The organism is Alcaligenes faecalis (genome assembly GCF_041521385.1).
GTDB lineage: Bacteria > Pseudomonadota > Gammaproteobacteria > Burkholderiales > Burkholderiaceae_B > Alcaligenes > Alcaligenes faecalis_E.
The window spans coordinates 831,727-851,511 of sequence record NZ_CP168006.1 but is presented as its reverse complement, the minus strand read 5'-3'; the positions used below and the strand labels follow the sequence as shown (position 1 = coordinate 851,511).

At 56.9% G+C, this 19,785-nt stretch carries 17 protein-coding genes and 1 pseudogene; 4 read left to right on the top strand and 14 right to left on the bottom strand.

What is annotated here, in order from left to right:
* Genes mhpD through hcaE form a run of 8 tightly spaced genes read right to left on the bottom strand, consistent with a single transcriptional unit; the run spans position 1 to position 7,013 of the window.
* On the bottom strand, positions 1-798 hold the full coding sequence (mhpD, locus tag ACDI13_RS04050; protein ID WP_316990326.1) for a 2-keto-4-pentenoate hydratase: 798 nt from the start codon (positions 796-798) through the stop codon (positions 1-3).
* Between the two features lies 1 nt (position 799).
* A complete protein-coding gene (locus ACDI13_RS04045) occupies positions 800-1,654 on the bottom strand; it encodes an alpha/beta fold hydrolase (RefSeq protein WP_316990327.1) in 855 nt (284 codons plus the stop codon).
* A gap of 32 nt (positions 1,655-1,686) precedes the next feature.
* Positions 1,687-2,634: a 3-carboxyethylcatechol 2,3-dioxygenase gene (locus tag ACDI13_RS04040; protein WP_316990328.1), complete on the bottom strand. Its 948-nt coding sequence runs from the start codon at positions 2,632-2,634 to the stop codon at positions 1,687-1,689.
* 19 nt (positions 2,635-2,653) lie between these two features.
* Positions 2,654-3,949 (bottom strand): 3-phenylpropionate/cinnamic acid dioxygenase ferredoxin--NAD(+) reductase subunit, encoded by a 1,296-nt coding sequence (hcaD, locus tag ACDI13_RS04035; protein WP_316990329.1) that lies wholly within the window; start codon positions 3,947-3,949, stop codon positions 2,654-2,656.
* Positions 3,949-4,764 (bottom strand): 3-phenylpropionate-dihydrodiol/cinnamic acid-dihydrodiol dehydrogenase, encoded by an 816-nt coding sequence (hcaB, locus tag ACDI13_RS04030; RefSeq protein WP_316990330.1) that lies wholly within the window; start codon positions 4,762-4,764, stop codon positions 3,949-3,951. Before hcaB ends, hcaD begins: the two co-directional genes overlap by 1 nt.
* Positions 4,761-5,081, bottom strand: coding sequence for a 3-phenylpropionate/cinnamic acid dioxygenase ferredoxin subunit (gene hcaC, locus ACDI13_RS04025; RefSeq protein WP_094198412.1), 321 nt, complete (start codon positions 5,079-5,081; stop codon positions 4,761-4,763). Before hcaC ends, hcaB begins: the two co-directional genes overlap by 4 nt.
* Positions 5,082-5,109: 28 nt before the next feature.
* Positions 5,110-5,658 carry a 3-phenylpropionate/cinnamic acid dioxygenase subunit beta gene (gene hcaF / locus ACDI13_RS04020; protein ID WP_316990331.1) on the bottom strand — a complete coding sequence of 183 codons (549 nt, stop codon included), beginning with the start codon at positions 5,656-5,658 and terminating at the stop codon, positions 5,110-5,112.
* Positions 5,655-7,013 (bottom strand): 3-phenylpropionate/cinnamic acid dioxygenase subunit alpha, encoded by a 1,359-nt coding sequence (gene hcaE, locus ACDI13_RS04015; protein WP_316990332.1) that lies wholly within the window; start codon positions 7,011-7,013, stop codon positions 5,655-5,657. The genes hcaF and hcaE overlap by 4 nt, the downstream gene beginning before the upstream one ends.
* 384 nt (positions 7,014-7,397) lie before the next feature.
* Here hcaE and ACDI13_RS04010 point away from each other — a divergent pair, with 384 nt between their 5' ends.
* The gene (locus tag ACDI13_RS04010; RefSeq protein ID WP_316990333.1) at positions 7,398-8,351 is read left to right on the top strand and encodes a LysR substrate-binding domain-containing protein; all 954 of its coding nucleotides are present in this window, start codon (positions 7,398-7,400) and stop codon (positions 8,349-8,351) included.
* Between the two features lie 89 nt (positions 8,352-8,440).
* On the opposite strand, the gene ACDI13_RS04005 is transcribed toward ACDI13_RS04010, so the two are convergent.
* The 5 genes and pseudogenes from ACDI13_RS04005 to ACDI13_RS03985 form a co-directional block, all read right to left on the bottom strand.
* Positions 8,441-8,746 carry an addiction module antidote protein gene (locus ACDI13_RS04005; RefSeq protein ID WP_042487247.1) on the bottom strand — a complete coding sequence of 102 codons (306 nt, stop codon included), beginning with the start codon at positions 8,744-8,746 and terminating at the stop codon, positions 8,441-8,443.
* A gap of 13 nt (positions 8,747-8,759) precedes the next feature.
* Positions 8,760-8,939 (bottom strand): annotated as a pseudogene (locus ACDI13_RS04000) (type II toxin-antitoxin system RelE/ParE family toxin); the annotation flags it as partial.
* A 49-nt stretch (positions 8,940-8,988) separates the two neighbouring features.
* The gene (gene dbpA, locus ACDI13_RS03995) at positions 8,989-10,377 is read right to left on the bottom strand and encodes an ATP-dependent RNA helicase DbpA (protein WP_316990355.1); all 1,389 of its coding nucleotides are present in this window, start codon (positions 10,375-10,377) and stop codon (positions 8,989-8,991) included.
* A 263-nt stretch (positions 10,378-10,640) separates the two neighbouring features.
* Positions 10,641-11,933, bottom strand: coding sequence for an MFS transporter (locus ACDI13_RS03990; RefSeq protein WP_316990335.1), 1,293 nt, complete (start codon positions 11,931-11,933; stop codon positions 10,641-10,643).
* Positions 11,934-11,969: 36 nt separating this feature from the next.
* A complete protein-coding gene (locus ACDI13_RS03985) occupies positions 11,970-12,944 on the bottom strand; it encodes an ornithine cyclodeaminase family protein (protein WP_372372741.1) in 975 nt (324 codons plus the stop codon).
* A gap of 127 nt (positions 12,945-13,071) precedes the next feature.
* On the opposite strand from ACDI13_RS03985, the gene ACDI13_RS03980 reads away from it, so the two are divergent.
* The gene (locus ACDI13_RS03980; RefSeq protein ID WP_316990337.1) at positions 13,072-13,659 is read left to right on the top strand and encodes an XRE family transcriptional regulator; all 588 of its coding nucleotides are present in this window, start codon (positions 13,072-13,074) and stop codon (positions 13,657-13,659) included.
* 133 nt (positions 13,660-13,792) lie between these two features.
* Here ACDI13_RS03980 and ACDI13_RS03975 read toward each other — a convergent pair whose 3' ends face one another.
* Positions 13,793-14,278: an Lrp/AsnC ligand binding domain-containing protein gene (locus ACDI13_RS03975; RefSeq protein WP_316990338.1), complete on the bottom strand. Its 486-nt coding sequence runs from the start codon at positions 14,276-14,278 to the stop codon at positions 13,793-13,795.
* 117 nt (positions 14,279-14,395) lie between these two features.
* Here ACDI13_RS03975 and putA point away from each other — a divergent pair, with 117 nt between their 5' ends.
* Complete coding sequence (gene putA, locus ACDI13_RS03970; RefSeq protein WP_316990339.1) at positions 14,396-18,181, top strand: trifunctional transcriptional regulator/proline dehydrogenase/L-glutamate gamma-semialdehyde dehydrogenase; 3,786 nt, start codon at positions 14,396-14,398, stop codon at positions 18,179-18,181.
* A gap of 110 nt (positions 18,182-18,291) precedes the next feature.
* Entirely contained in the window at positions 18,292-19,767 is a 1,476-nt protein-coding gene (locus tag ACDI13_RS03965) for an NAD-dependent succinate-semialdehyde dehydrogenase (RefSeq protein ID WP_316990340.1), read from the top strand.
* The last annotated feature ends 18 nt before the right edge of the window (positions 19,768-19,785 follow it).

Below are 19,785 nucleotides of genomic sequence, written 5' to 3'. Positions count from 1 at the left end.
TTAGCCTGCGCTGAAGGTGACGGATACCGAGCCTATGCCCTCGATCACGGCTTCAAAGTGATCGCCGGCAGCAACGGGTGCCATCGGGCCTAATGCGCCGGTCAGAATCAGATCGCCGGCCCGTAGCGGTTCGCCCAGTTTGGCCATGGTGCGGGCTAGCCAGGCGGCGGCATTAAAAGGGTGGCCCAGGCATTCGGCACCGCTGCCACTGGAGGCCAGTTCCCCATTGCGATGCAGGCTCATGCGGGCATTGCGCAGGTCCAGACCGTCCAGGCGACGGGCGGGGCCGCCCAGCACGTACAGGCCGCTGGAGGCGTTGTCGGCCACGGTATCCACAAAGCGGATATCCCAGTTGGCAATGCGGCTGCCCACGATTTCCAGCGAGGGCATGACCCAGCCTACGGCAGCGGCGATATCACCAAAGCTGGTGTCGGCATGGGGCAGGTCGCGCTCCAGCACCAGGGCAATTTCAGCCTCGATCTTCGGTTGCAGGATGCGCTCGACAGGAACGGTTTCGCCATCGCCATAGGCCATGTCGGCAAACAGGGCGCCAAAGTCGGGTTGCGACACGCCCAGTTGCTGCTGGACCTTGGGGTTGGTCAGGCCAATCTTTCGGCCCGTCAGGCGACGGCCCTGGGCAAGACCTCGGGCAATATTGATGCGCTGGATGGTGTAGGCCGCCTCGGCATTGTCTTCACCAATCAGGCTGCGAATCGGATCGATGGACTGACTGCTGTTCTCGGCCTGTCGCAAACGGCTGGCCAGGGTGTCGAGCAGATCGCTGGATGTTTCGCTCATCTCAACGCTCCAGGAAATCCAGAACCAACTGGTTGAATTTCTCGGCATGTTCCCACTGTGCCCAGTGACCGCACTGGTTGTAGACATGCAGTTCGGAGTTGGGAATGCCAGCCAGCAGGCGCAGCCCGGTATCGAAAGGCACGACGCGGTCCTGACGGCCCCAGATGATCAAGGTAGGAGCGGCGATGCTGGGCAGGCGCGGGCTGAAATCCGGGAACTGACGTGGATTGGCTTCCAGCGATTTCAGGAAGTTTTCCAGGTGATCCTTGCGGCTGAGCATATTGTTCAGACGGGCTTGCAGCAGCTCGTCGGTCAGCACACTGGCGTCGAACACGAACACATTGTTAAAGCGTTTCAGGTTTTCCAGCGTAGGCTCGCGGTACAGGCCGTTAAGCAGTTTGATGCCTTCGCTGGGCATAGGCGTAAACAGGCTCATGCCGCCCGTGCCGCCACCCATCAGAACCAGCTTGGCCACACGTTCAGGCCAGGTCAGGGCAAAGGCCACCGAGCTATGACCGCCCATGGAGTTACCCAGCATGTGGATTTTGTCTATGCCCAACTGGTCGATGATGCTTTTGACAACACGGGCATTCAAATCCGAGCGCGAACCGCTGTTGACGATGGAGTCGCTCTTGCCCCAGCCGGGGCAATCGATCAGCAAGACGCGGTAGCCAGCTTGTGTGAGCGGTTCAATATTGCGGTTGAAATTGGCCCAGCCGGTGGCGCCGGGACCCGAGCCGTGCAACATGACGACCGTCTGTTCGCCTTGACCCAAATCGTTGTAATGGATGCGCAGTTCTTTGCCTTCCTCGACCACGGTCGCGAAACGGCTGTAATCAGATTCATTCAGACTCATGACAATCTCCTGAGGTTTTGTTGTGGTGGATTTCAGTTCTTGCGCGGATGGGCGGACAAGCCGCCAAAGCCGGCAATCCACTCGGGAATTTCGCGGTAATAGCGATGCCCCGCGTCGTAAGGGCCATAGGCTGACAGTCCGGCAAAAGCGGCCACCCAGGTCTTGACCTCGTGGGCACTACGCCCGGCCAGTGCCGAGACGTCGTCATTCGCCACTTCATCGAGCTGTTGGTAGCCTTGTGTTTGGAGCAGATCCAGAAAGTTCTGGTCCCATTCGGGGTTGAGGGGATGCAGAACAGAAGGGTCCTGGGTAAAGGCTTTGCCAGCATCAATGGTGCGTTGTGTACGGGCAGCACGCGCCTCGGGCGAGAGCGTGTAGCCTTCGCCGTCCAGCGAGCGACGCACGGCATCGGGGGCTTCGGCGTAGACGGGTACGGGAGGTTGATGCGACAAGCCGCCCGAACCGATCCACAGCACGCGCTTGCCGGTGGAGCGGGCCCATTGCCCGATGGCCTCGCCCAGCAAGCGGGCGCGCTTGAAGGTTGGCAAAGGGGCCGCTACCGAGTTGATAAATACCGGGATGACCGGGTATTGGTCCAGACTGCCCACCATATGTTCCAGTGGGTAGGCGGCACCATGATCGAGCTGCATATCGTGCGAAATGGCCACATCCACGCCGCTATTGATTACATGGGTGGCGCATTGTGTGGCCAGCTCGAAAGGCACATCCAGGCGTCCGGCCAGGCTGTCAAAATCGCCAATGGCATGGGCGCCAGTGCCGATGCAAAAGCTGGGCATGACATTGTAGAAAAAACCGTTGAAATGATCGGGAGTGAACAGCACGATCAGATCAGGTTTGAACGCCGCGACACGTTCACGGGCGGCTTTCTGTACCGCAAAAACTTCGTCCAGAACGGCTTGAGCCGGGTCGTGGTGACCCAGCAAAGGCGTGTGTGAAAGACACTCAAGGTGTGCCTGCATGCCAGTCTCCTGACTCTGATTATGGGTGTAAGGGGGCCGTTGTTTCGCCTGCCTCTGCAGCGATTGCGGCTGGGCTGTTTGTTGCCTGGGCGACTTGTTTGGCCAGATTGCGCAGGTTCTGGGTTGTGTCGCTCCAGACCTCCAGCGGCAGAACAGCCCGGTGTTCGATCAGCTCTTTAAGCGGGCGCATGTCGCGGCCTTGATTGACGGTGATGGCTCCACAGATGGCCCCTTCGGGGTCCAGACCAATCAGGACGAAAGGGGGCGTGTCCAGATTGCCGCGCAGGATCCAATGGGCAGCGGCCAACTCCCCGGCAAACTGGATGTTCATATCGCATTGGTCTGTCCAGAACCAAGCCGGGCAGGCTTGGACAGGTTCCTGATTCAGCATGTGGCAAACTGCCATGCAGGCCTGACGGTTGGCGTTCTCCCAGGTTTCCTGTCGTTGCCAGCGGCCATCCAGACCAATTTGCACGGTGGTGTCGCCAGCGGCATAAATAGCAGGCTGGGAACTGCGGCCGTGCTCATCAATTACAATCGCACCCTGTTCGGTGTGCAGTCCGGCGCTGTCGGCCAAGCGGGTATCAATGGTCACTCCGACACCGTAAATCAGCAGATCACCTTGCAATTCCTGGCCATTGTCCAGCGTCAGCACGACTTTCTGTTCTGGGTCGAGGTGGGCCTTGCTGACCTGGGTGCCCAGGTGAAAGCGCACGCCGCGCGCTTCATGCACGGTTTGCAGATACTGGCTGAGGATTTCCGGCGCGTTGCGCGACATGACCCGGGCGGCCGGGTCGATCAGCTCTACACTGGCACCCAAAGCGATCAGGCTGGAGGCCAGCTCCAAACCAATGACGCCAGCGCCTACCAGCAAGACATGGCTGCCAGGCTTGAGCTGGGCACGGATGCGGTTGGCGTCGTCCAGCGTACGCAAAACATGCGATACCGAACCCAGGGCGTCCAGCTCGGGCAGGCGTCGCGCTTGTGCGCCCGTAGCCAGCAGCAAGCTGTCATAGTTCAGGGTTTCGCCATTGGACAGGGTGACGCAGTTTTGTTGAGCATCAATTGAATCGGCACGGACACCCAGTTTCAGGGTGATGTTTTGCTCGGTGTAAAAGCTCTGCGGATGCACACCGAGTTGCACATTGTCCGGATCCAACAAGGCATCTTTGGACAGGGGCGGGCGTTCGTAAGGCAGGTGGGGCTCCTCACCGACCAGGGTGATCTGTCCGGTAAACTCACGACGGCGCAGTTCAGCGGCGGCTGTGGCACCAGCTTGTCCCCCACCAATAATCACAATATGAGGTGTCTGCATCACAGCTCCAGTCCACCGGCCACATTGCGTATGCCGCGTACTCCCAGACCTGCGTCGGCATTGATCATGACGCCGGTCAGAGTCTGGTTGTTCTGGCGCGAGGCCAGCAGCACAAAGGGGCCGGTAAATTCTTCAGGTTCGGGAAAGAATTGCAGGGGCAGGATTGCTTTGATGGCATCGGGCGAGCGCGAATCCATGATGCGCGTATCTTGCTGCCCCAAAGCTTGCGGGCCTCGCAGATCGGTTTTCATGCCGCAAGGCCCCACGCCGTTGACACGCACTTTAGGGGCCAGTTCAAACGCCAGTTCGCGGATCAGACCGACCGCCGCATGTTTGCTGGCGGTATAGAGCGGGCCACCGCCTTCGGCGTAAAAGGCTGAATTGCTTAGCGTGAAAATCATGCTGCCGCAGGATTTGACCAGTTCAGCCGCGGCTGCCTTGGCACCGAGCAGATAGCCTTTGACGTTGATGGCAAACAGCTCGTCAAAGCCCGTGTCCAATTGCTCCATGCTGGTGTTGATCAGCCGTGCACCGTGGTCCCAGACCGCGGCGTTCCCAATAAAGCAGTCCAGCTTACCGAAGCGAGCAACCGTGGCATCCACGACTTTCTGGTTGTCCGCCGCACTGCACACATCGCCCTGGATGGCCAGCACTTTGCCGTCGAATTTCTGTTCCAGATCGGCACATTTTTCTGCCGAGCGTTCCAGTACCGCCACGGATGCGCCTTCCTTGAGAAAGCGTTCCACCAATGCCAGGCCCAGGCCTGAGCCGCCGCCAGTAATCAAAGCGACTTCGTTTTGTAGCCAGCCGTTCATGCCTGGGCCTCCAGATCGATATAGACCATGCCTTCGCTGATGATCACCGGATAGGTGCGTAGCGCCTCGGTGGCGGGTTGGCACAGGGCTGCACCCGTTTTCAGACAGAAACGGGCCGCGTGCAGCGGGCACTCCACGGTGCCGTCGTCCTCGACATAGCCTTCGGACATGGACGCGTTGCCATGTGTGCAACGGTCGTCAGTCGCATAGAAGGTGCCATCAATATTGAACAGGGCAATCTGGCGGTCGGGGGTGTCTATCTTCAGTGCCTCGCCATCGGCCAGGGCACCGGTTTCACATGCGGTAATGCGTGTCATATCAATCAACATCGGAAAGTGAGCAGGGTCAGAACAAGACGCTCAGGTTGTGGGAGGTAATGACCACTTGATCCAGAACGATCTCGCGTTCATACAGCTCCCAACCAAAGCGATTGTCTGCACGGCGTACATAATCCAGGCGTTTGCCGGCGTACCAGGTCTCGTCCTTTTCTTTCTGGGCGCGGTACAGGATGTAGTTGCTACGGATTTCGTAACCCTGGCCGTCGGCAGTGGGGCGAATACGCAGGTTGCTGACAAAGTGGCGGGTGCGCGAAGGGGGTTCCTCCGCCCAGGCCATACCGGTTTCCAGGCGGGCGACGCGACGCTCTAGCTGGAACTTGTTGTCGTTAAAGATCCAGGTGGTGGGCGGCTGCACGCTGCGGCGACGGTCGCGGGTTTGCGCATTGGTGGTGCTGCGCATGTGGTAGTGCACATCCTCGGACAGCAGGTCCAGCCAGTCGCGAAATTGCCAGTCGTCCAGCAGTTCGGCTTCCATGTACAGGAAGTCGGCAATTTCATGATGCAGTTGCATGTCGACGATGGCTGTTTGGGTCGGTTCTTCAATGACGGTGCTCATTTCACCAACTCCTCTTCGTAGACGCGGCTGCGCTCCAGCACTTCATCCCAGGTCTCGGACACCATCAGGTCGGCCCAGTACTTGTACAGACCGCGAGCGGCTGTTTCGGAGAAGATGTAGTTGGTGACGCCTGGTACACCGTCGCTGCGCAGACCTTCGTTGCCCAAGCCCATTTCCATGCACAGTTGAGTGCCACGGGCGCGTTTGCCGCGCAGGATTTTCTGGATCTCAGCCCAGTTTTCGGAGTCGTCCTGCTCCAGGAAACCGGCGGGACCAAAAGCGCGGGTGGCGCTGCGTTCAAAGGCGGCCTTTACATCGTCGGGAGCGGCAGCATCGGCAATACAAAACGCCCAGACTTCCACCTGGTTCGGGCCGCGTGGATGCCAGACGCGCAGCGTTGCCGTGCCGTTCAGCCAGCTCAGTGTGGGGAACATATTGTTGTGGCCGGCCAGACGCAGGGCACGTACTTCGCCCAGGCGCTCGTGGGCTTCGGCGTACGTGTCGCGAAAGTATTGCGAGACCTCACCGTCTACCCACACGTTGGCATCGGGTTGTTCGGTAAAAAAGAAACCACTGCCATGGCCGCGTTGACCATACTGGACGGCGTCCTTGGCAGTTTCCCAGACAGGACGCGCGGTTTGCCCGGCACCCAGCGCCTTGTCATCATCACCGGGTTTCTGGCCCAGCACCTGCACGGCAGAAGCGTGTGAGAACAGCGCATGGTATTGGTCGGACGCGAATTGCTCGGCGGGGAATTTCCAGTTGCATTCGATGGTCCACTTCTGAACACCACCAATGATTTCAGTCCCGCCTTCACGGCGGTCCAATACACCGTCCAGATACCAGGCGATATCGCCCATGTATTCTTCCAGATCAGGGGCGCTTGCATCCCAGTTGCCAAAGACCAGACCCTTGTATACTTTGACGCGGGTCACTTCTTGCAGACCCCACTTTTCCTTGCACAAGCCTTGCGGATAGGCGCGTGGTTCCAGCGGTACGTCCACCAGATCGCCGTTCGTGCCATAGCTCCAGCCGTGGTAGGGACAGGTAAAGGCTTTGGTGTTGCCCGAGTCGGCATAGGACACGCGCATCGAGCGGTGTCGGCATTGGTTCAGGAAGGCCTTGATCGAGCCGTCTTTTTGACGGACAACGATAATCGGGTCCTCGCCCATATAGGTATTGAAGAAGTCTCCCGCTTTGGGAATCTGGCTGGTGTGACACAAGAACAGCCAGGTGCGGCCAAAGATGCGCTCCAGCTCCAGCTCATAAATATCCGGGTCGGTGTAAATGGAAGGGGTAACGCGTCCATTACGTGCATCGACCAAGGCTTCGATTTTTTCAGGGTTGATTCCCATCGCTTGCTCCTCGCTATTGCAATGCGTGCTTTTGCGAAACAGGTTTTTGTCGTCAACGGCAAAATGTAGAAGCTTGAAATGAGTTCGACCAATACTTGCTTTAGATCGGGTGATCGGCAAACCCGATAAGTCCGCTTTAAAACCTTGGTATGTATAGGGCTTAAGTCTGAAGCCCAATATTGATGCGGCTTTACAGATACTTAGGGTTTACGAGAGCTTCAATTGCTGCGGTGCAGCAATGAAAATCGCCGTGGCTTGCAAAGCCTTTGAAGCAGCGACAATAGTGCTTGCAAGAATGGCTTGTTCGGGAGATATACCGTCGGCCGAGCCCTATGCTGTTCGGGTCCGAACCGGACAGGGCGACTAATTTGACAGGAGACTAACTTGGAATTGCGACACTTGCGTTACTTCGTTGCAGTCGCGGAAGAGTTGAATTTCACCCGTGCTGCTGAGCGGCTCTATACTTCTCAACCCTCCTTGAGTGAGCAGATCCGCAATCTGGAAGAGGATATTGGTTATCCCTTGTTGAGCCGTACTCGCCGTAAGGTCGAGTTGACGGAGGCCGGGGCCGTTTTCCTGGATGACGCCCGCGAGATTCTGCAAAAAGTGGACGAGGCGGTGATACGTGCTGGCAAGGCGGCATCGCAAGCCAGGGAAGTGTTGACGATAGGCTTTGTCCCGGCGGCAGAGGTGCGTATCTTTCCGGCGGTACTGCCTGCCTTTCGGGCGGCTTTCCCGCAGGTGGATGTGGTGCTGCGTAGCCTGACATCCAACGAGCAGGAAGGAGCCATGGCCAGAGGGGAGCTGGATCTGGCTTTTATGCGTGGTCCGGTGCGAGCCACCAATGTCTGTAGCGAAGTGGTATGGGATGAACCCTTGCGTGTCTATCTACCTAAAGGCCATCGTCTGGAAGCGTATAGCCTGATCCCGCCCGCGCGTTTGAACCGCCTGCCCATGATTGCCGTGGACCGCTCTTATGGCCGTTCCATGCACGATGTGCTGGCTCGCTATCTGGCCCACCACAAGGTGGTGCCCGAGCATACCTACAACTCGGCCAACCCCTTGATGAGTATTAATCTGGTCGCGGCTGGTTTGGGCTATACCTTGCTGCCCACCTACGCGGAATACTTCATGCCCAAAAACGTGGTGTCACGGCCCTTGATCGGCGGCGGCCCGCGCTGCGAGTTATTGATGGCCTACCCACGAGAGACCGGCAGCCTGAGTGAAGCGGCTGCCAGCTTGATAGAACGCATACGGGAGCTGGCACGCTGGCATGGTTCAGGACCCTCCGCGGCCAGTCATTTGAAGCAGGCGCCCAGCAAGATCGCCTGTATGTAGGAAGGACAAGAGTTTTTCGTCTGAGTCTGAAGGGCCGACGGAGAAATGATGCTTGCACCAGCCATGTTTGGAATGGGTAGTGTAGTGGGTTATGAATTGTGGGGAGCAAGCTGCGGTTGCAATTTGATTCCCAACGCGTGCATGACTTTCAGAATGGTGCCAAAGCTTGGATTGCCTTCGCCAGACAGGGCCTTGTACAGGCTTTCACGTCCCAAGCCTGTTTCTTTGGCCAGTTGGCTCATGCCCTTGGCGCGAGCAATATTACCTAATGCTTTTGCAATAAAAGCGGCATCGTCGCCAGCTTCTTCCATGCAGGCTTCCAGGTACAGCACCATGTCTTCTTCGGTTTGGAGGTATTCGGCACTATCCCATTTGCGTAGTTTGATGGTTCCCATGATTAAAGCAGCCTCGGTAGCCAGGTCCGTAGTGAATACGCATTTCGGAGACCCCTTCGCCGACAGGCTCGCAGTCTCCAAAGTTGCCATCTTCAGCTCGGTCAATACGAACCTGAATCCGTCTAGCGGCCTGCTTGTCGCGCAGACCGCCAAACCAGTGATCGAAGGTATCGGTGGTGTGGATAGTCTTCATGGACTGATTGTATAAAACAGGATACAGTCAGTCAAATACTGCTTGGTATTTATTTATCTTCCACAAAACGCATACGGAAGCGACGGCCCTTGATGTTGGTGTTGGAAATACGGTCAAAGAATTGACGGGCAATTCCACGATCCAGGGCCACGTAGGAGCGGGCGTCGGTAATGGCAATCTTGCCGACCTGGTCGCCTTTCAGACCGACATCACGCGTCAAGGCACCGAGCAGGTCGCCGGGGCGTAGCTTGTCTTTTTTGCCACCCTGAATTTCCAGCGTCATCATGGGGGCGCGTAGCGGCTCTTTGGATTGAGATCGCAAGGCTTTCAGATTGCCCCATTTGACTTCTTTGCCCTGGAATTCCTCAATCAGTTTCACCCAACGCTGCTCGCTGCGCGAGACCAGGTTCAGGGCCAGGCCTTTCTGATCACCCCGGCCGACCCGACCCACGCGATGGATATGCACTTCGCTGTCTTTGGTGACGTCTACGTTGATGACGGCCCCCAGATTCTGAATGTCCAAACCGCGTGAGGCCACATCGGTCGCGACCAGTACGGCGCAGCTCTGGTTGGAGAACTGCACCAGAATTTCATCGCGATCACGCTGCTCCAGGTCGCCGGTCAAGGCCAGAGCCTGGATGCCTTCGGATTGCAGTTCTCCGACCACTTCCTGGCAACGCATCTTGGTGTTGCAGAAAACCAGGGTCGAGGCGGGGCGGAAGTGCTCCAGCAGCGTCACCACGGCAGACAAACGCTGCTCGGGATGAACTTCGTAAAAAATCTGTTCGATCTGGCTGGCATCGTGCAGTGCTTCCACTTTGACTTCGGCGGGTTTGTGCAGAAAGCGGGCGCTCAGATTGCGGATGTTCTCGGGGTAGGTGGCCGAGAACAGCAGGGTTTGACGACGGGGTGGGCAGTGCGAGGCAATGGCCACGATGTCATCGTGAAAGCCCATATCCACCATGCGGTCGGCTTCGTCCAGGACCAATGTTTTCAGGGCGGACAAGTCCAGATTGCCGCGCTCCAGATGGTCCTGAATACGGCCCGGCGTTCCCACCACCACGTGCGCACCATTGCGCAAGGCTTCGGTTTGCGGACGTGAAGGCACACCACCGCACAAAGTCAGCATGCGCACGTTAGGAATCTGGCGGGCCAGACGACGCAGTTCCGTGGTGACCTGATCGGCCAGCTCGCGCGTGGGGCAGATCACCAGGGCTTGCGGAGTCAGCTTGCTGGGGTTGAGGGTTTGCAACAGACCCAGGCCAAACGCGGCGGTTTTGCCGCTGCCGGTCTTGGCTTGGGCGATCAGGTCGCGGCCTTGCAGAATCAAGGGCAGGCTCTGTTCCTGAATGGCCGTCATTTTTTCAAAGCCCAGGCTATCCAGGGTTTCAAGCAAGGCGGGCAGAAGGGGAAGGGTACTGAAAGAGGTATGGGGCACGATGGGTGACATCAAAAAGGACTGCAAAATAAAGGATTTAGCGACAGTTTACCGGTATCGCCTTATGTGCGGCATCTTAATGCGGTTGCTTGGATTGCTGTTTGGTATCTGCAGCCAGTCTCGGCAGGCCTGCAAGGAGTCGATCACGCTGCTGTGATCGGTTGTCTGATCGTCTGGCTGGGCGCACAAAAAATAAACCCCAAGTTGTAGAACCTGGGGTTTATCGGCGGTCTTGGAAAGCGTGGTGAACACGCTTTTTGGGTTTACTCCGGTTTGCGTATCCGTACGGCTGACACGGCTGCAATGGAGATGAGCGCGGCAACAATAATGTAGACCGCGACAGGCACCCAGGAGCCGTCGTATCGACTCATGAGCCATGTTGCGATCAATGGTGCTGTCCCACCGGCCAAGGCGGCACCAATTTGATAGCCCAGGGTAATGCCGGTATAGCGGACACGTGTAGCGAAAATCTCCGAAAACATGGTGCCCAGCACGGCGGTGATGGGTGCCCAGATCAGACCCAGGGCAACAACCGTAGCAATCATTAAGGATGTGGTGGAGCGTTGGTCAAGTAGCAGGAAGTAAGGGACGGCAAACAAGGCCATGGCTACTGCGCCAGCAATAAATACTTTGACGCGACCGATATAGTCCGACAACAGCCCCATCAGTGGAATGCAGAAGGTGGTGACCAGCGTGGCGACGGTCACCGCGTTAAGAACATCAAAACGTTCGTACTGCAAGGTGCTGCTGGTGGCGTAGCTGACGACAAAGGTCGAGAATAAATAAAAGGGTGCCGTTTCCACAATTTTGGCGCCGATGGCAATCAGCACTTCACGCCAATGGTCTCGCAAGGTTTCAACCAATGGCATTTTGGCCACTTGACCTTCTTGCTTGGCTTTCTGGAAGTCCGGTGTCTCATCAATGCCATTACGTACCCATAGGCCCAGAAAAACCAGTCCGGCGCTTGCCAGGAAGGGGATGCGCCAGCCCCAGCTCATGAACTGTTCATCGGGCAGCAGGCTCATCAAGGTCATGGCCAAGGTAGCCAGCAGCATGCCAATGGTCACGCCCATCTGCGGAACGCTACCGAACAGCCCGCGCCGGTTTGGCGCTGCATATTCATAGGCCAGTAGCAAGGCACCGCCCCATTCTCCACCAATACCCAAACCTTGAATCAGACGCAGCAGCACCAGCAAAATGGGCGCCCAGACGCCGATCGTATCGTAGCCTGGCAAGAGTCCAATCAGAACGGTGGCCCCGCCCATCATGGACAAGGTAATGACCAGGGTTTTCTTGCGTCCGATTCGGTCCCCAATATGGGCAAAGATCAAGCCGCCCAAGGGTCGAATGAAGAAGGTGAGGGCAAAGGAGAGGTAGGCCAGCATTAAACCGACGACAGGGTCGAAGGTTGGGAAAAACAGTTTGTTAAAAACGAGTGCGGCGGTTGTGCCGTACAGAAAATAATCAAACCATTCAATAGAACTGCCTGTCAGGCTAGCCAGAAGTACGCGCTTGGCGGAGGCACGTTGTGCGGGGGGGGTGACGTTTGCCGTCATGAGGGGTTTCCTTGTTATTGGTTCGCGTTGAGCCAATCAGCCCGGTGTAAAAGTAGAGGATTGTTCTTGCCAAAGGTCGTAAGCCAGTGTCGCGGCAGCCAGGTCTTCCAAGGCTGTGCCAACGGCTTTGAACAGTGTGATTTCGTCGGCACTCTGGCGGCCAGGATGTCGGCCCTGGCACAGATCTTCCAGCGTGGCGGTAATGTCGGCAGGGTCGAATTTTCCGGATTTGATGGGTTCCAGAATGTCGCCGGATTTCATCGCTGCCTCATCGGTATCAACAAAAACGGTGGCGCGTGTAAAGCAGGCGTCATCGCTCTCGCGCATGGTGGGCATGAAGCTGCCGATCAGGTCCAGATGCGTACCGGCTTGCAGCCATTGGCCTTGAATCAGTGGCTCGGTGGCCAGGGTGGCGCAAGTAATGATGTCCGCTTGTTGTGCGGCGCTTTCCAGCTCAAGCGCATGATGAGCGTCAAAGCCGTCGCGGTTTAAACGTTCGACCAAGGCGAGTGCATTGTCGGCATTTCGATCCCAGACCAAGACCGTGCGGATGGGGCGGACGGTGCGATAGGCATCGGCCAGCAAGCTGGCAATCCGACCTGCGCCAACGACCAGTAGCGTTTGCGAGTCGGGGCGGCTGAGCCAGCGTGCAGCCAGGGCTGAGGCGGCAGCGGTACGACGGGAGGTGATGACATCGCCGTTCAGGGCCGCCAGCGGTTTGCCTGTGGTGGCATCAAACAGGGTATAGGTTGAGTGCAGGCCAGGCAGGCCCTGAGTGTTATTGTCCGGAAAAATGGATACGGTTTTCAGGCCCAGGCGCTTACCGGGCTGCCAGGCGGGCATCAGCAGCAGGGTGCCGGGGGTGTGATCGGCGTTTTCAATGGCGTGGTTGTGCCGTAAAGGCACGCTGCAGCCTTCAATAAACATGGATTCGATCGCATCAAAAAGACGATCGAAAGGCATGGAGTGCTCAGTTTGAGCTTGATCCAGGATTTGCATGTGATCTACCATCAACGTACAGGCACCTGCCTGTAATTTTGAGAAAAAAATTTCTTATACGAAATAATATTGCCATATTGGAAAATTCTCTTTAAGGGTTTTCCATAGGTAGTGCATCCAGGACGCCTTAAAAACTGCCATGACCCCCCCTGATGATCCCGTCAATGTATTGGCCGCCAAACTGAATCAATTACGCCGTCAGGCCAAATTGACCCTGCAACAATTAAGTGAGCGATCGGGGATTTCTGCCTCGGCCTTATCCAAGATTGAAAATGGGCAGTTATCTCCGACATACGAAAAAATTGCTGCCCTGGCCCAAGGGTTAGATGTGCATGTGGGCGAACTGTTTGGCCAGACTTCCAAGCCCACACCGCTGGGTAGACGCAGCGTGTCTCGACGGGGGGAAGGCGTGGTGCATGACACGCGGCAGTACAGTTATGAAATCTTGCACAGCGATCTGGCGGATAAGCAATTTATCCCCTTGGTAACCACGATCAAGGCGCATGACTCCAAGGCCTTTAAGACTTTGTTGCGGCATGATGGCGAGGAATTCATCTATGTGTTGACAGGGACGGTGGTGATACACACGGATTTTTATGCCCCTCTGGAGCTGGAAAGTGGAGACTCCTGTTACTTTGACAGCGCGATGGGACATGCCTGTATTTCCGGTGGCGAGCAGGATGCCACCGTGCTGTGGGTAAGTTCACACCCCACCTTGGGGGAGTGATTCTCCGGCCGATCGACAGCTAACAATGGCAAGGCCTGGCCGTCTCAGCGTTGTGCTTGGCATCGCGCAGGACGGCGTGGCTTGACGGTAAGACGGGCGCTGACGGCGCCCTTAACGAGGTCTCTCGCTCGAGTTACCAAATCCGGCTTAAATCCAGGGCCATGGAGCTTTTGACCTCTTCCATGACGGCAAAGGTGCGGGTTTCACGGATACCAGGTAGTTTCCACAGTACGCGACCGGCAAAGTCCCGGTACGCAGTCATATCTTCGTGACGGGTTTTGAGCAGGTAGTCAAAACCGCCTGCCACCATATGACATTCCATGACTTCGCGTCGATCCTGTAGCGCCAGCTTGAACTCTTCAAATACGTTGGGCGTGGTGCGGTCTAACAATACTTCAACAAACACCAACATCCCTGCCTTGAGCTTGGCGGGATTGAGTCGGGCCTCGTAGCCCAGGATATAGCCTTCTCGCGTTAGACGCTGCACCCGAGCCAGAGCTGCTGTTGGAGACAGGGCAACGGCCTCGGCCAGTTTGGTGTTGGCAATACGTCCGTCTTGTTGCAGCAAGTCCAGAATTTTCAGATCTTGCTTGTCAAGTTGGTGCTCATGGTCTTTCATGATTTATTTTTCACTACTGAATAGCCTAAATATAGTGAGAAATTTTACATTTATTCCTTAATAATAGCGAAAAATTTGTCATCAATCTGTCTTTCGTCTTTATTGCAGGGGTAGTTCATGGTCCTACAACAAGGTGCGTGCGCGTCGCCAGTTCGTGCAGCCGTACACTCTTTCGCCGCTTTGACGCCTTGGTTGGAGCAATCCCCTTTGCGGCAAGCCATTACGCGGGCCTGGCTGTGTCCAGAAACCGAGCTTGTGCCCAGTCTGTTGGACCAGGCTCGTTTACCGGGTGAGATGGCGACCCGGGCGCAGGCTCTGGCCCTGCGGGTTGCGGGAGCGTTGCGGCAGCGTAAAACCGCCACGGGCAAGTCGGGATTGGTGCAGGGCCTCTTACAGGAGTTTTCCTTGTCGTCCCAGGAGGGCATTGCCCTGATGTGTCTGGCCGAGGCCTTGCTGCGTATTCCTGATACGGCAACACGCGATGCCTTGATTCGTGACAAGATCAGTCATGGCAATTGGCGTCAACACGTTGGCAAGAAAGGTGCGCCCATCTTTGTCAACGCCGCCGCGTGGGGTTTGATGGTGACGGGCAAACTGGTATCCACCTATAGCGAAACCGGGATGTCGGCCTCGCTGGGGCGTTTGATCGCCAAAGGTGGTGAACCCCTGATTCGCAAAGGGGTGGATATGGCAATGCGGATGATGGGCGAGCAGTTTGTGACGGGTGAAACCATCCAGGCGGCCTTGCAACACGCAGGCTCCCTGGAGGCCAAGGGCTTTCGTTATTCCTATGACATGCTCGGTGAGGCGGCGTTGACGGCGGCCGATGCCCAACGCTATCTGCAAGATTACGAGCAGGCTATTCATGCCATTGGCAAGGCCTCCAATGGCCGTGGCGTGTATGACGGCCCAGGGATTTCCATCAAATTGTCTGCCTTGCATCCGCGTTACAGCCGTGCCCAGATTGACCGGGTGCACGAAGAGTTGTATCCCTTGGTGTTAAAGCTGGCCCGTCTGGCATGTCATTACGATATTGGTCTGAATATTGACGCGGAGGAGGCCGATCGCCTGGAGATTTCCCTGGGCCTGTTGGAGCGGCTTTGTTTCGAGCCAGACTTACGGGGCTGGAAAGGAATTGGCTTTGTGATTCAGGCCTACCAAAAGCGATGCCCGTATGTCATTGACTATGTCATTGATCTGGCCCGTCGCAGTAATCAGCGTTTGATGGTTCGTCTGGTCAAGGGGGCGTATTGGGACAGTGAAATCAAACGGGCGCAGTTAGATGGTTTGGACGGTTACCCGGTCTATACACGTAAGCCCTATACCGATCTGTCGTATGTCGCGTGCGCACGCAAACTGCTGGCTGCACCAGAACAAATCTATCCCCAGTTTGCCACGCATAATGCTCAGACACTGGCCAGCATTTATGAGCTGGCCGGGCCTGATCAGTATCATCCGGGACAGTATGAATTCCAGTGCTTGCACGGGATGGGGGAGCCTTTATACGAGCAGGTGGTGGGCCAGCCCGAGCAAGGCAAACTGGGGCGACCTTGCCGCATTTACGCACCCGTTGGTACGCATGAGACTTTGTTGGCGTATCTGGTGCGGCGCTTGCTGGAAAATGGGGCCAATACGTCGTTTGTGAATCAGGTCGCGGACGAGAGCATCGCGCTGGGCGAACTGGTGCGTGATCCTGTGTTGCAGGTCGAGCAAATGGCCGCGCAAGAGGGGCAGCTTGGCTTGCCGCATGCTGGCATTGCCTTGCCACGCGATTTGTATGGTGCATCCCGTCCCAACTCATGGGGATTGAATCTAGCCGATGAGCAGCAGTTAAAGACGCTTTCGCAAACCTTGCAGCAGGAAGCGAGCACGTCTATGCAGGTGCAAGCCATGTTGGGCATGGAGACGCCGCATGATGATTTGGCCGCAGCTGTGGCGACACCGATCGTGAATCCAGCGGATCATCGCGATCAGCTTGGTCAGGTATCCAGTGCGACAGAGCAGCAGGTGGAGTTGGCCTTGCAGACGGCCAGTCAGTATTTTCCTCAATGGGCTGCGGTCGAGCCTGCTGAGCGTGCAGCCATCTTGTTGCGGGCGGCGGATGGCATGGAGGCGCAAATGCAGCCTCTGATGGGAATACTGGTGCGCGAGGCGGGTAAAACCTATGCCAATGCGATTGCCGAGGTGCGTGAGGCGGTGGATTTCCTGCGTTATTACGCCCAGCAAGTGCAGGTCCAGTTCTCCAACCACAGCCATCGCCCTCTTGGGCCAATCGTGTGCATCAGCCCCTGGAACTTCCCCTTGGCGATTTTCACGGGTCAGGTAGCCGCCGCCTTGGCGGCGGGCAATACAGTATTGGCCAAACCAGCGGAGCAGACCTCCTTGATTGCCGCCCAGGCGGTTCGACTGTTGTGGGACGCGGGTGTGCCCCGCCAGGCTGTGCAACTGGTGATTGGTCGAGGCAGTGTAGTTGGACCACAGTTGACGTCGGATGATCGTGTGCAGGGCGTCATGTTTACCGGCTCAACCGAAGTGGCTCGTGGCTTACAGGCGACGGTCTCGCAACGAATGGGTCAGCATGGGGGGCCAGTGCCTTTGATTGCGGAGACAGGTGGTCAAAATGCCATGATTGTCGATTCGTCTGCATTGACTGAGCAGGTTGTGCAAGATGTGATCGTATCGGCTTTCGATAGTGCTGGGCAGCGTTGTTCGGCATTGCGGGTTTTATTTGTCCAGGAAGAAGCGGCAGATCGTTTGATCACCATGCTGCAGGGTGCGATGGCTCAATTGCGGGTAGGCAATCCTATTGAGTGGGCTAATGATATTGGCCCGGTGATTGATCAGCGGGCTCAAGAGGGGATTGAGCAGCATATTGCAAAAATGCGTGCCAAAGGCCATATCGTCCATCAGTTGAGTCTGGGCGGTGAAGCCGCCCGTACGCTGACAACGGCCAACGGCACGTTCATTGCGCCGACCTTGATTGAGCTGCCTGATCTGTCGGATTTGACGCGAGAGGTATTTGGCCCGGTACTGCACTTGTTGCGTTATCGCCGTGATCAACTGGATGCGGTGCTCGAGCAGATCCGGGCCAAGGGCTATGGCTTGACCATGGGTTTGCATACCCGTATTGATGAAACCATTGACTATGTTGTGGCGCGCAGCCATGTGGGCAATATGTATGTCAATCGCAATACGGTGGGGGCCGTGGTGGGCGTACAGCCTTTTGGGGGAGAGGGTTTGTCGGGAACAGGGCCCAAAGCGGGTGGACCTTTGTACCTGTATCGCTTATTGGCGGAGCGGCCTGAACAGGTACTCAATCAGCCTTTCGGCACAGACGGGGCAGGCCAGTTCTTAGGGAATCCGCAGGAGGCTGCGCGACAAGCCTTGGCCGATTGGTTGAGTCAGCATCCTGAACTGGCTCCAACTCGTGCGCCGATGCGCTTTTTCAGTAACTGCCGCTTTGAATTGCGTGGGCCAACGGGGGAGTCCAATACCTATCGCTTAGTGCCTCGTCAGGCGGTGCTGGGCGTGGCTGATAATGAGCGAGACCGTATCGCGCAATTGTGCGCCGTGTTGGCTGTTGGCAGTCAGATGGTATGGGATGCGCATGATGAGCAGGCACAGAGACTACACGCCCGTTTGCCAGCCTTGGTGCGTTCGGCCATTACGCTGTCTGATGATCTGGAGCGTTGCTACATGGACGCCATGCTGCATCATGGACAGGCCAGTTCATTGCAACGCTGGCAACAACGAATCGCGGCCCGAGAGGGAATGATTGTCAGTATTACCGCATTGGCTCCAGGAGACCATGCGATTGCGTTGGAGCGACTGGTTCAGGAACGTGTCTTGAGCGTGAATACGGCGGCCGCTGGAGGGAATGCAAGCTTGATGACGATGGCGTAAGCGATTGGGATGTTCTATAGGTAAACTGGAGCCTCAGTTTGTTGAGGCTCCGATTGTTTGATCTTGATGTTTTTGATCGGGTTCATCGTTTTAGAAACAGGTTGATCATAATGCACACTATAGCGACATCATTGATGAGTAAGCTGAAGGATCCCCGTCTGGCGAAAGATCAGTCCTGGACCGCCCAGGGTTGGGTCAGCGCAGCGGATGGCGATACCTTTGCCGTTCTGAATCCTGCTACGGGCCAGTGCCTGGCTGATGTCGCCAGCCTGGCTAAAGCAGAAATTGAAGCAGTCATCAGCGATGCGGAAGTGGCCCAGCGCGAATGGAAGGCACGCAGCGGGCACGAACGTGCCAAGTTGTTGCGCGCCTGGTTTGATGCCATGGTTGCCAATGCAGATGACCTGGCCACCATCATGACCCTGGAGCAGGGCAAGCCCTGGGCGGAGGCGCGCGGTGAGGTGCTGTACGCCGCCTCCTTTGTGGAGTGGTTCAGCGAAGAAGCCAAGCGCGTGTACGGCGATGTGATGGGGCACCCCCAGTCGGACAAACGCATTGTGGTGGTCAAGCAGCCTGTGGGTGTGTGTGCGGCCATCACTCCCTGGAATTTCCCTGCGGCCATGATTACTCGTAAGGTAGCGCCTGCGTTGGCCGCGGGTTGCAGCATTATTGTTCGTCCTGCCAGCCTGACTCCCCTGACCGCTCTGGCCTTGGCGGCGCTGGCCGAGCAGGTGGGTATTCCTGCCGGTGTATTCCAACTGGTCACAGGCTCGTCCAGCGTGGTGGGGGCTGCGTTGACGGAAAGTCCCATTGTGCGCAAGTTATCGTTTACCGGCTCGACCGAAGTGGGGCGTTTGTTGATGGCGCAATGTGCCCCTACCATCAAACGCCTGTCGTTAGAGCTGGGGGGCAACGCTCCGTTCATCGTCTTTGATGATGCCGATCTGGATGCCGCCATTGAGGGGGCGATAGCCTCTAAATACCGCAACAGTGGTCAGACTTGCGTGTGTGCCAACCGCTTTCTGGTGCAGGACGGTATTTATGATCGCTTTGCCAAAGGCTTAAGCGAACGTGTTGCCACCCTGAAAGTGGGCAACGGGATGGATGCGGGGGTGGAGCAAGGCCCATTAATCGAGCAAAAAGCCGTCGATCATCTGCGCGAGCTGATTGATGATGCCCTGGAACACGGGGCCCGTGTTCTGCTAGGAGGGCAACCCCACCCCTTAGGCGGAACCTATTTCTTGCCCACGGTCTTGGGGGAGGCAAACTCCGCCATGCGTGTGGCCCGTGAAGAGTTATTCGGTCCAGTGGCCCCTTTGTTCCGCTTTGGCACTGAAGAGCAGGCCGTTGCCATGGCCAACGATACCGAATATGGCTTGGCCGCGTATTTGTTCACCCGGGACAACGCGCGAGTCTGGCGGATGGGGGAGGCCTTGGAGTACGGCATGGTTGGTGTTAACACCGGCCTGATTTCTAACGAAGTAGCCCCTTTTGGGGGCATCAAACAGTCTGGCCTGGGCCGCGAAGGTTCACGCTACGGTATCGACGAGTACCTGGAAATCAAGTACCTGTGCCAACAACTTTAGGGAATGATCCCTATCGTA

Excerpts from the sequence above, each read along its gene's own strand:
- mhpD (WP_316990326.1), bottom strand. The coding sequence starts at position 798 with ATGAGCGAAACATCCAGCGATCTGCTCGACACCCTGGCCAGCCGTTTG.
- ACDI13_RS04045 (WP_316990327.1), bottom strand. The coding sequence starts at position 1,654 with ATGAGTCTGAATGAATCTGATTACAGCCGTTTCGCGACCGTGGTCGAG.
- ACDI13_RS04040 (WP_316990328.1), bottom strand. The coding sequence starts at position 2,634 with ATGCAGGCACACCTTGAGTGTCTTTCACACACGCCTTTGCTGGGTCAC.
- hcaD (WP_316990329.1), bottom strand. The coding sequence starts at position 3,949 with ATGCAGACACCTCATATTGTGATTATTGGTGGGGGACAAGCTGGTGCC.
- hcaB (WP_316990330.1), bottom strand. The coding sequence starts at position 4,764 with ATGAACGGCTGGCTACAAAACGAAGTCGCTTTGATTACTGGCGGCGGC.
- hcaC (WP_094198412.1), bottom strand. The coding sequence starts at position 5,081 with ATGACACGCATTACCGCATGTGAAACCGGTGCCCTGGCCGATGGCGAG.
- hcaF (WP_316990331.1), bottom strand. The coding sequence starts at position 5,658 with ATGAGCACCGTCATTGAAGAACCGACCCAAACAGCCATCGTCGACATG.
- hcaE (WP_316990332.1), bottom strand. The coding sequence starts at position 7,013 with ATGGGAATCAACCCTGAAAAAATCGAAGCCTTGGTCGATGCACGTAAT.
- ACDI13_RS04005 (WP_042487247.1), bottom strand. The coding sequence starts at position 8,746 with ATGGGAACCATCAAACTACGCAAATGGGATAGTGCCGAATACCTCCAA.
- ACDI13_RS03990 (WP_316990335.1), bottom strand. The coding sequence starts at position 11,933 with ATGACGGCAAACGTCACCCCCCCCGCACAACGTGCCTCCGCCAAGCGC.
- ACDI13_RS03985 (WP_372372741.1), bottom strand. The coding sequence starts at position 12,944 with ATGGTAGATCACATGCAAATCCTGGATCAAGCTCAAACTGAGCACTCC.
- ACDI13_RS03980 (WP_316990337.1), top strand. The coding sequence starts at position 13,072 with ATGACCCCCCCTGATGATCCCGTCAATGTATTGGCCGCCAAACTGAAT.
- ACDI13_RS03975 (WP_316990338.1), bottom strand. The coding sequence starts at position 14,278 with ATGAAAGACCATGAGCACCAACTTGACAAGCAAGATCTGAAAATTCTG.
- putA (WP_316990339.1), top strand. The coding sequence starts at position 14,396 with ATGGTCCTACAACAAGGTGCGTGCGCGTCGCCAGTTCGTGCAGCCGTA.
- ACDI13_RS03965 (WP_316990340.1), top strand. The coding sequence starts at position 18,292 with ATGCACACTATAGCGACATCATTGATGAGTAAGCTGAAGGATCCCCGT.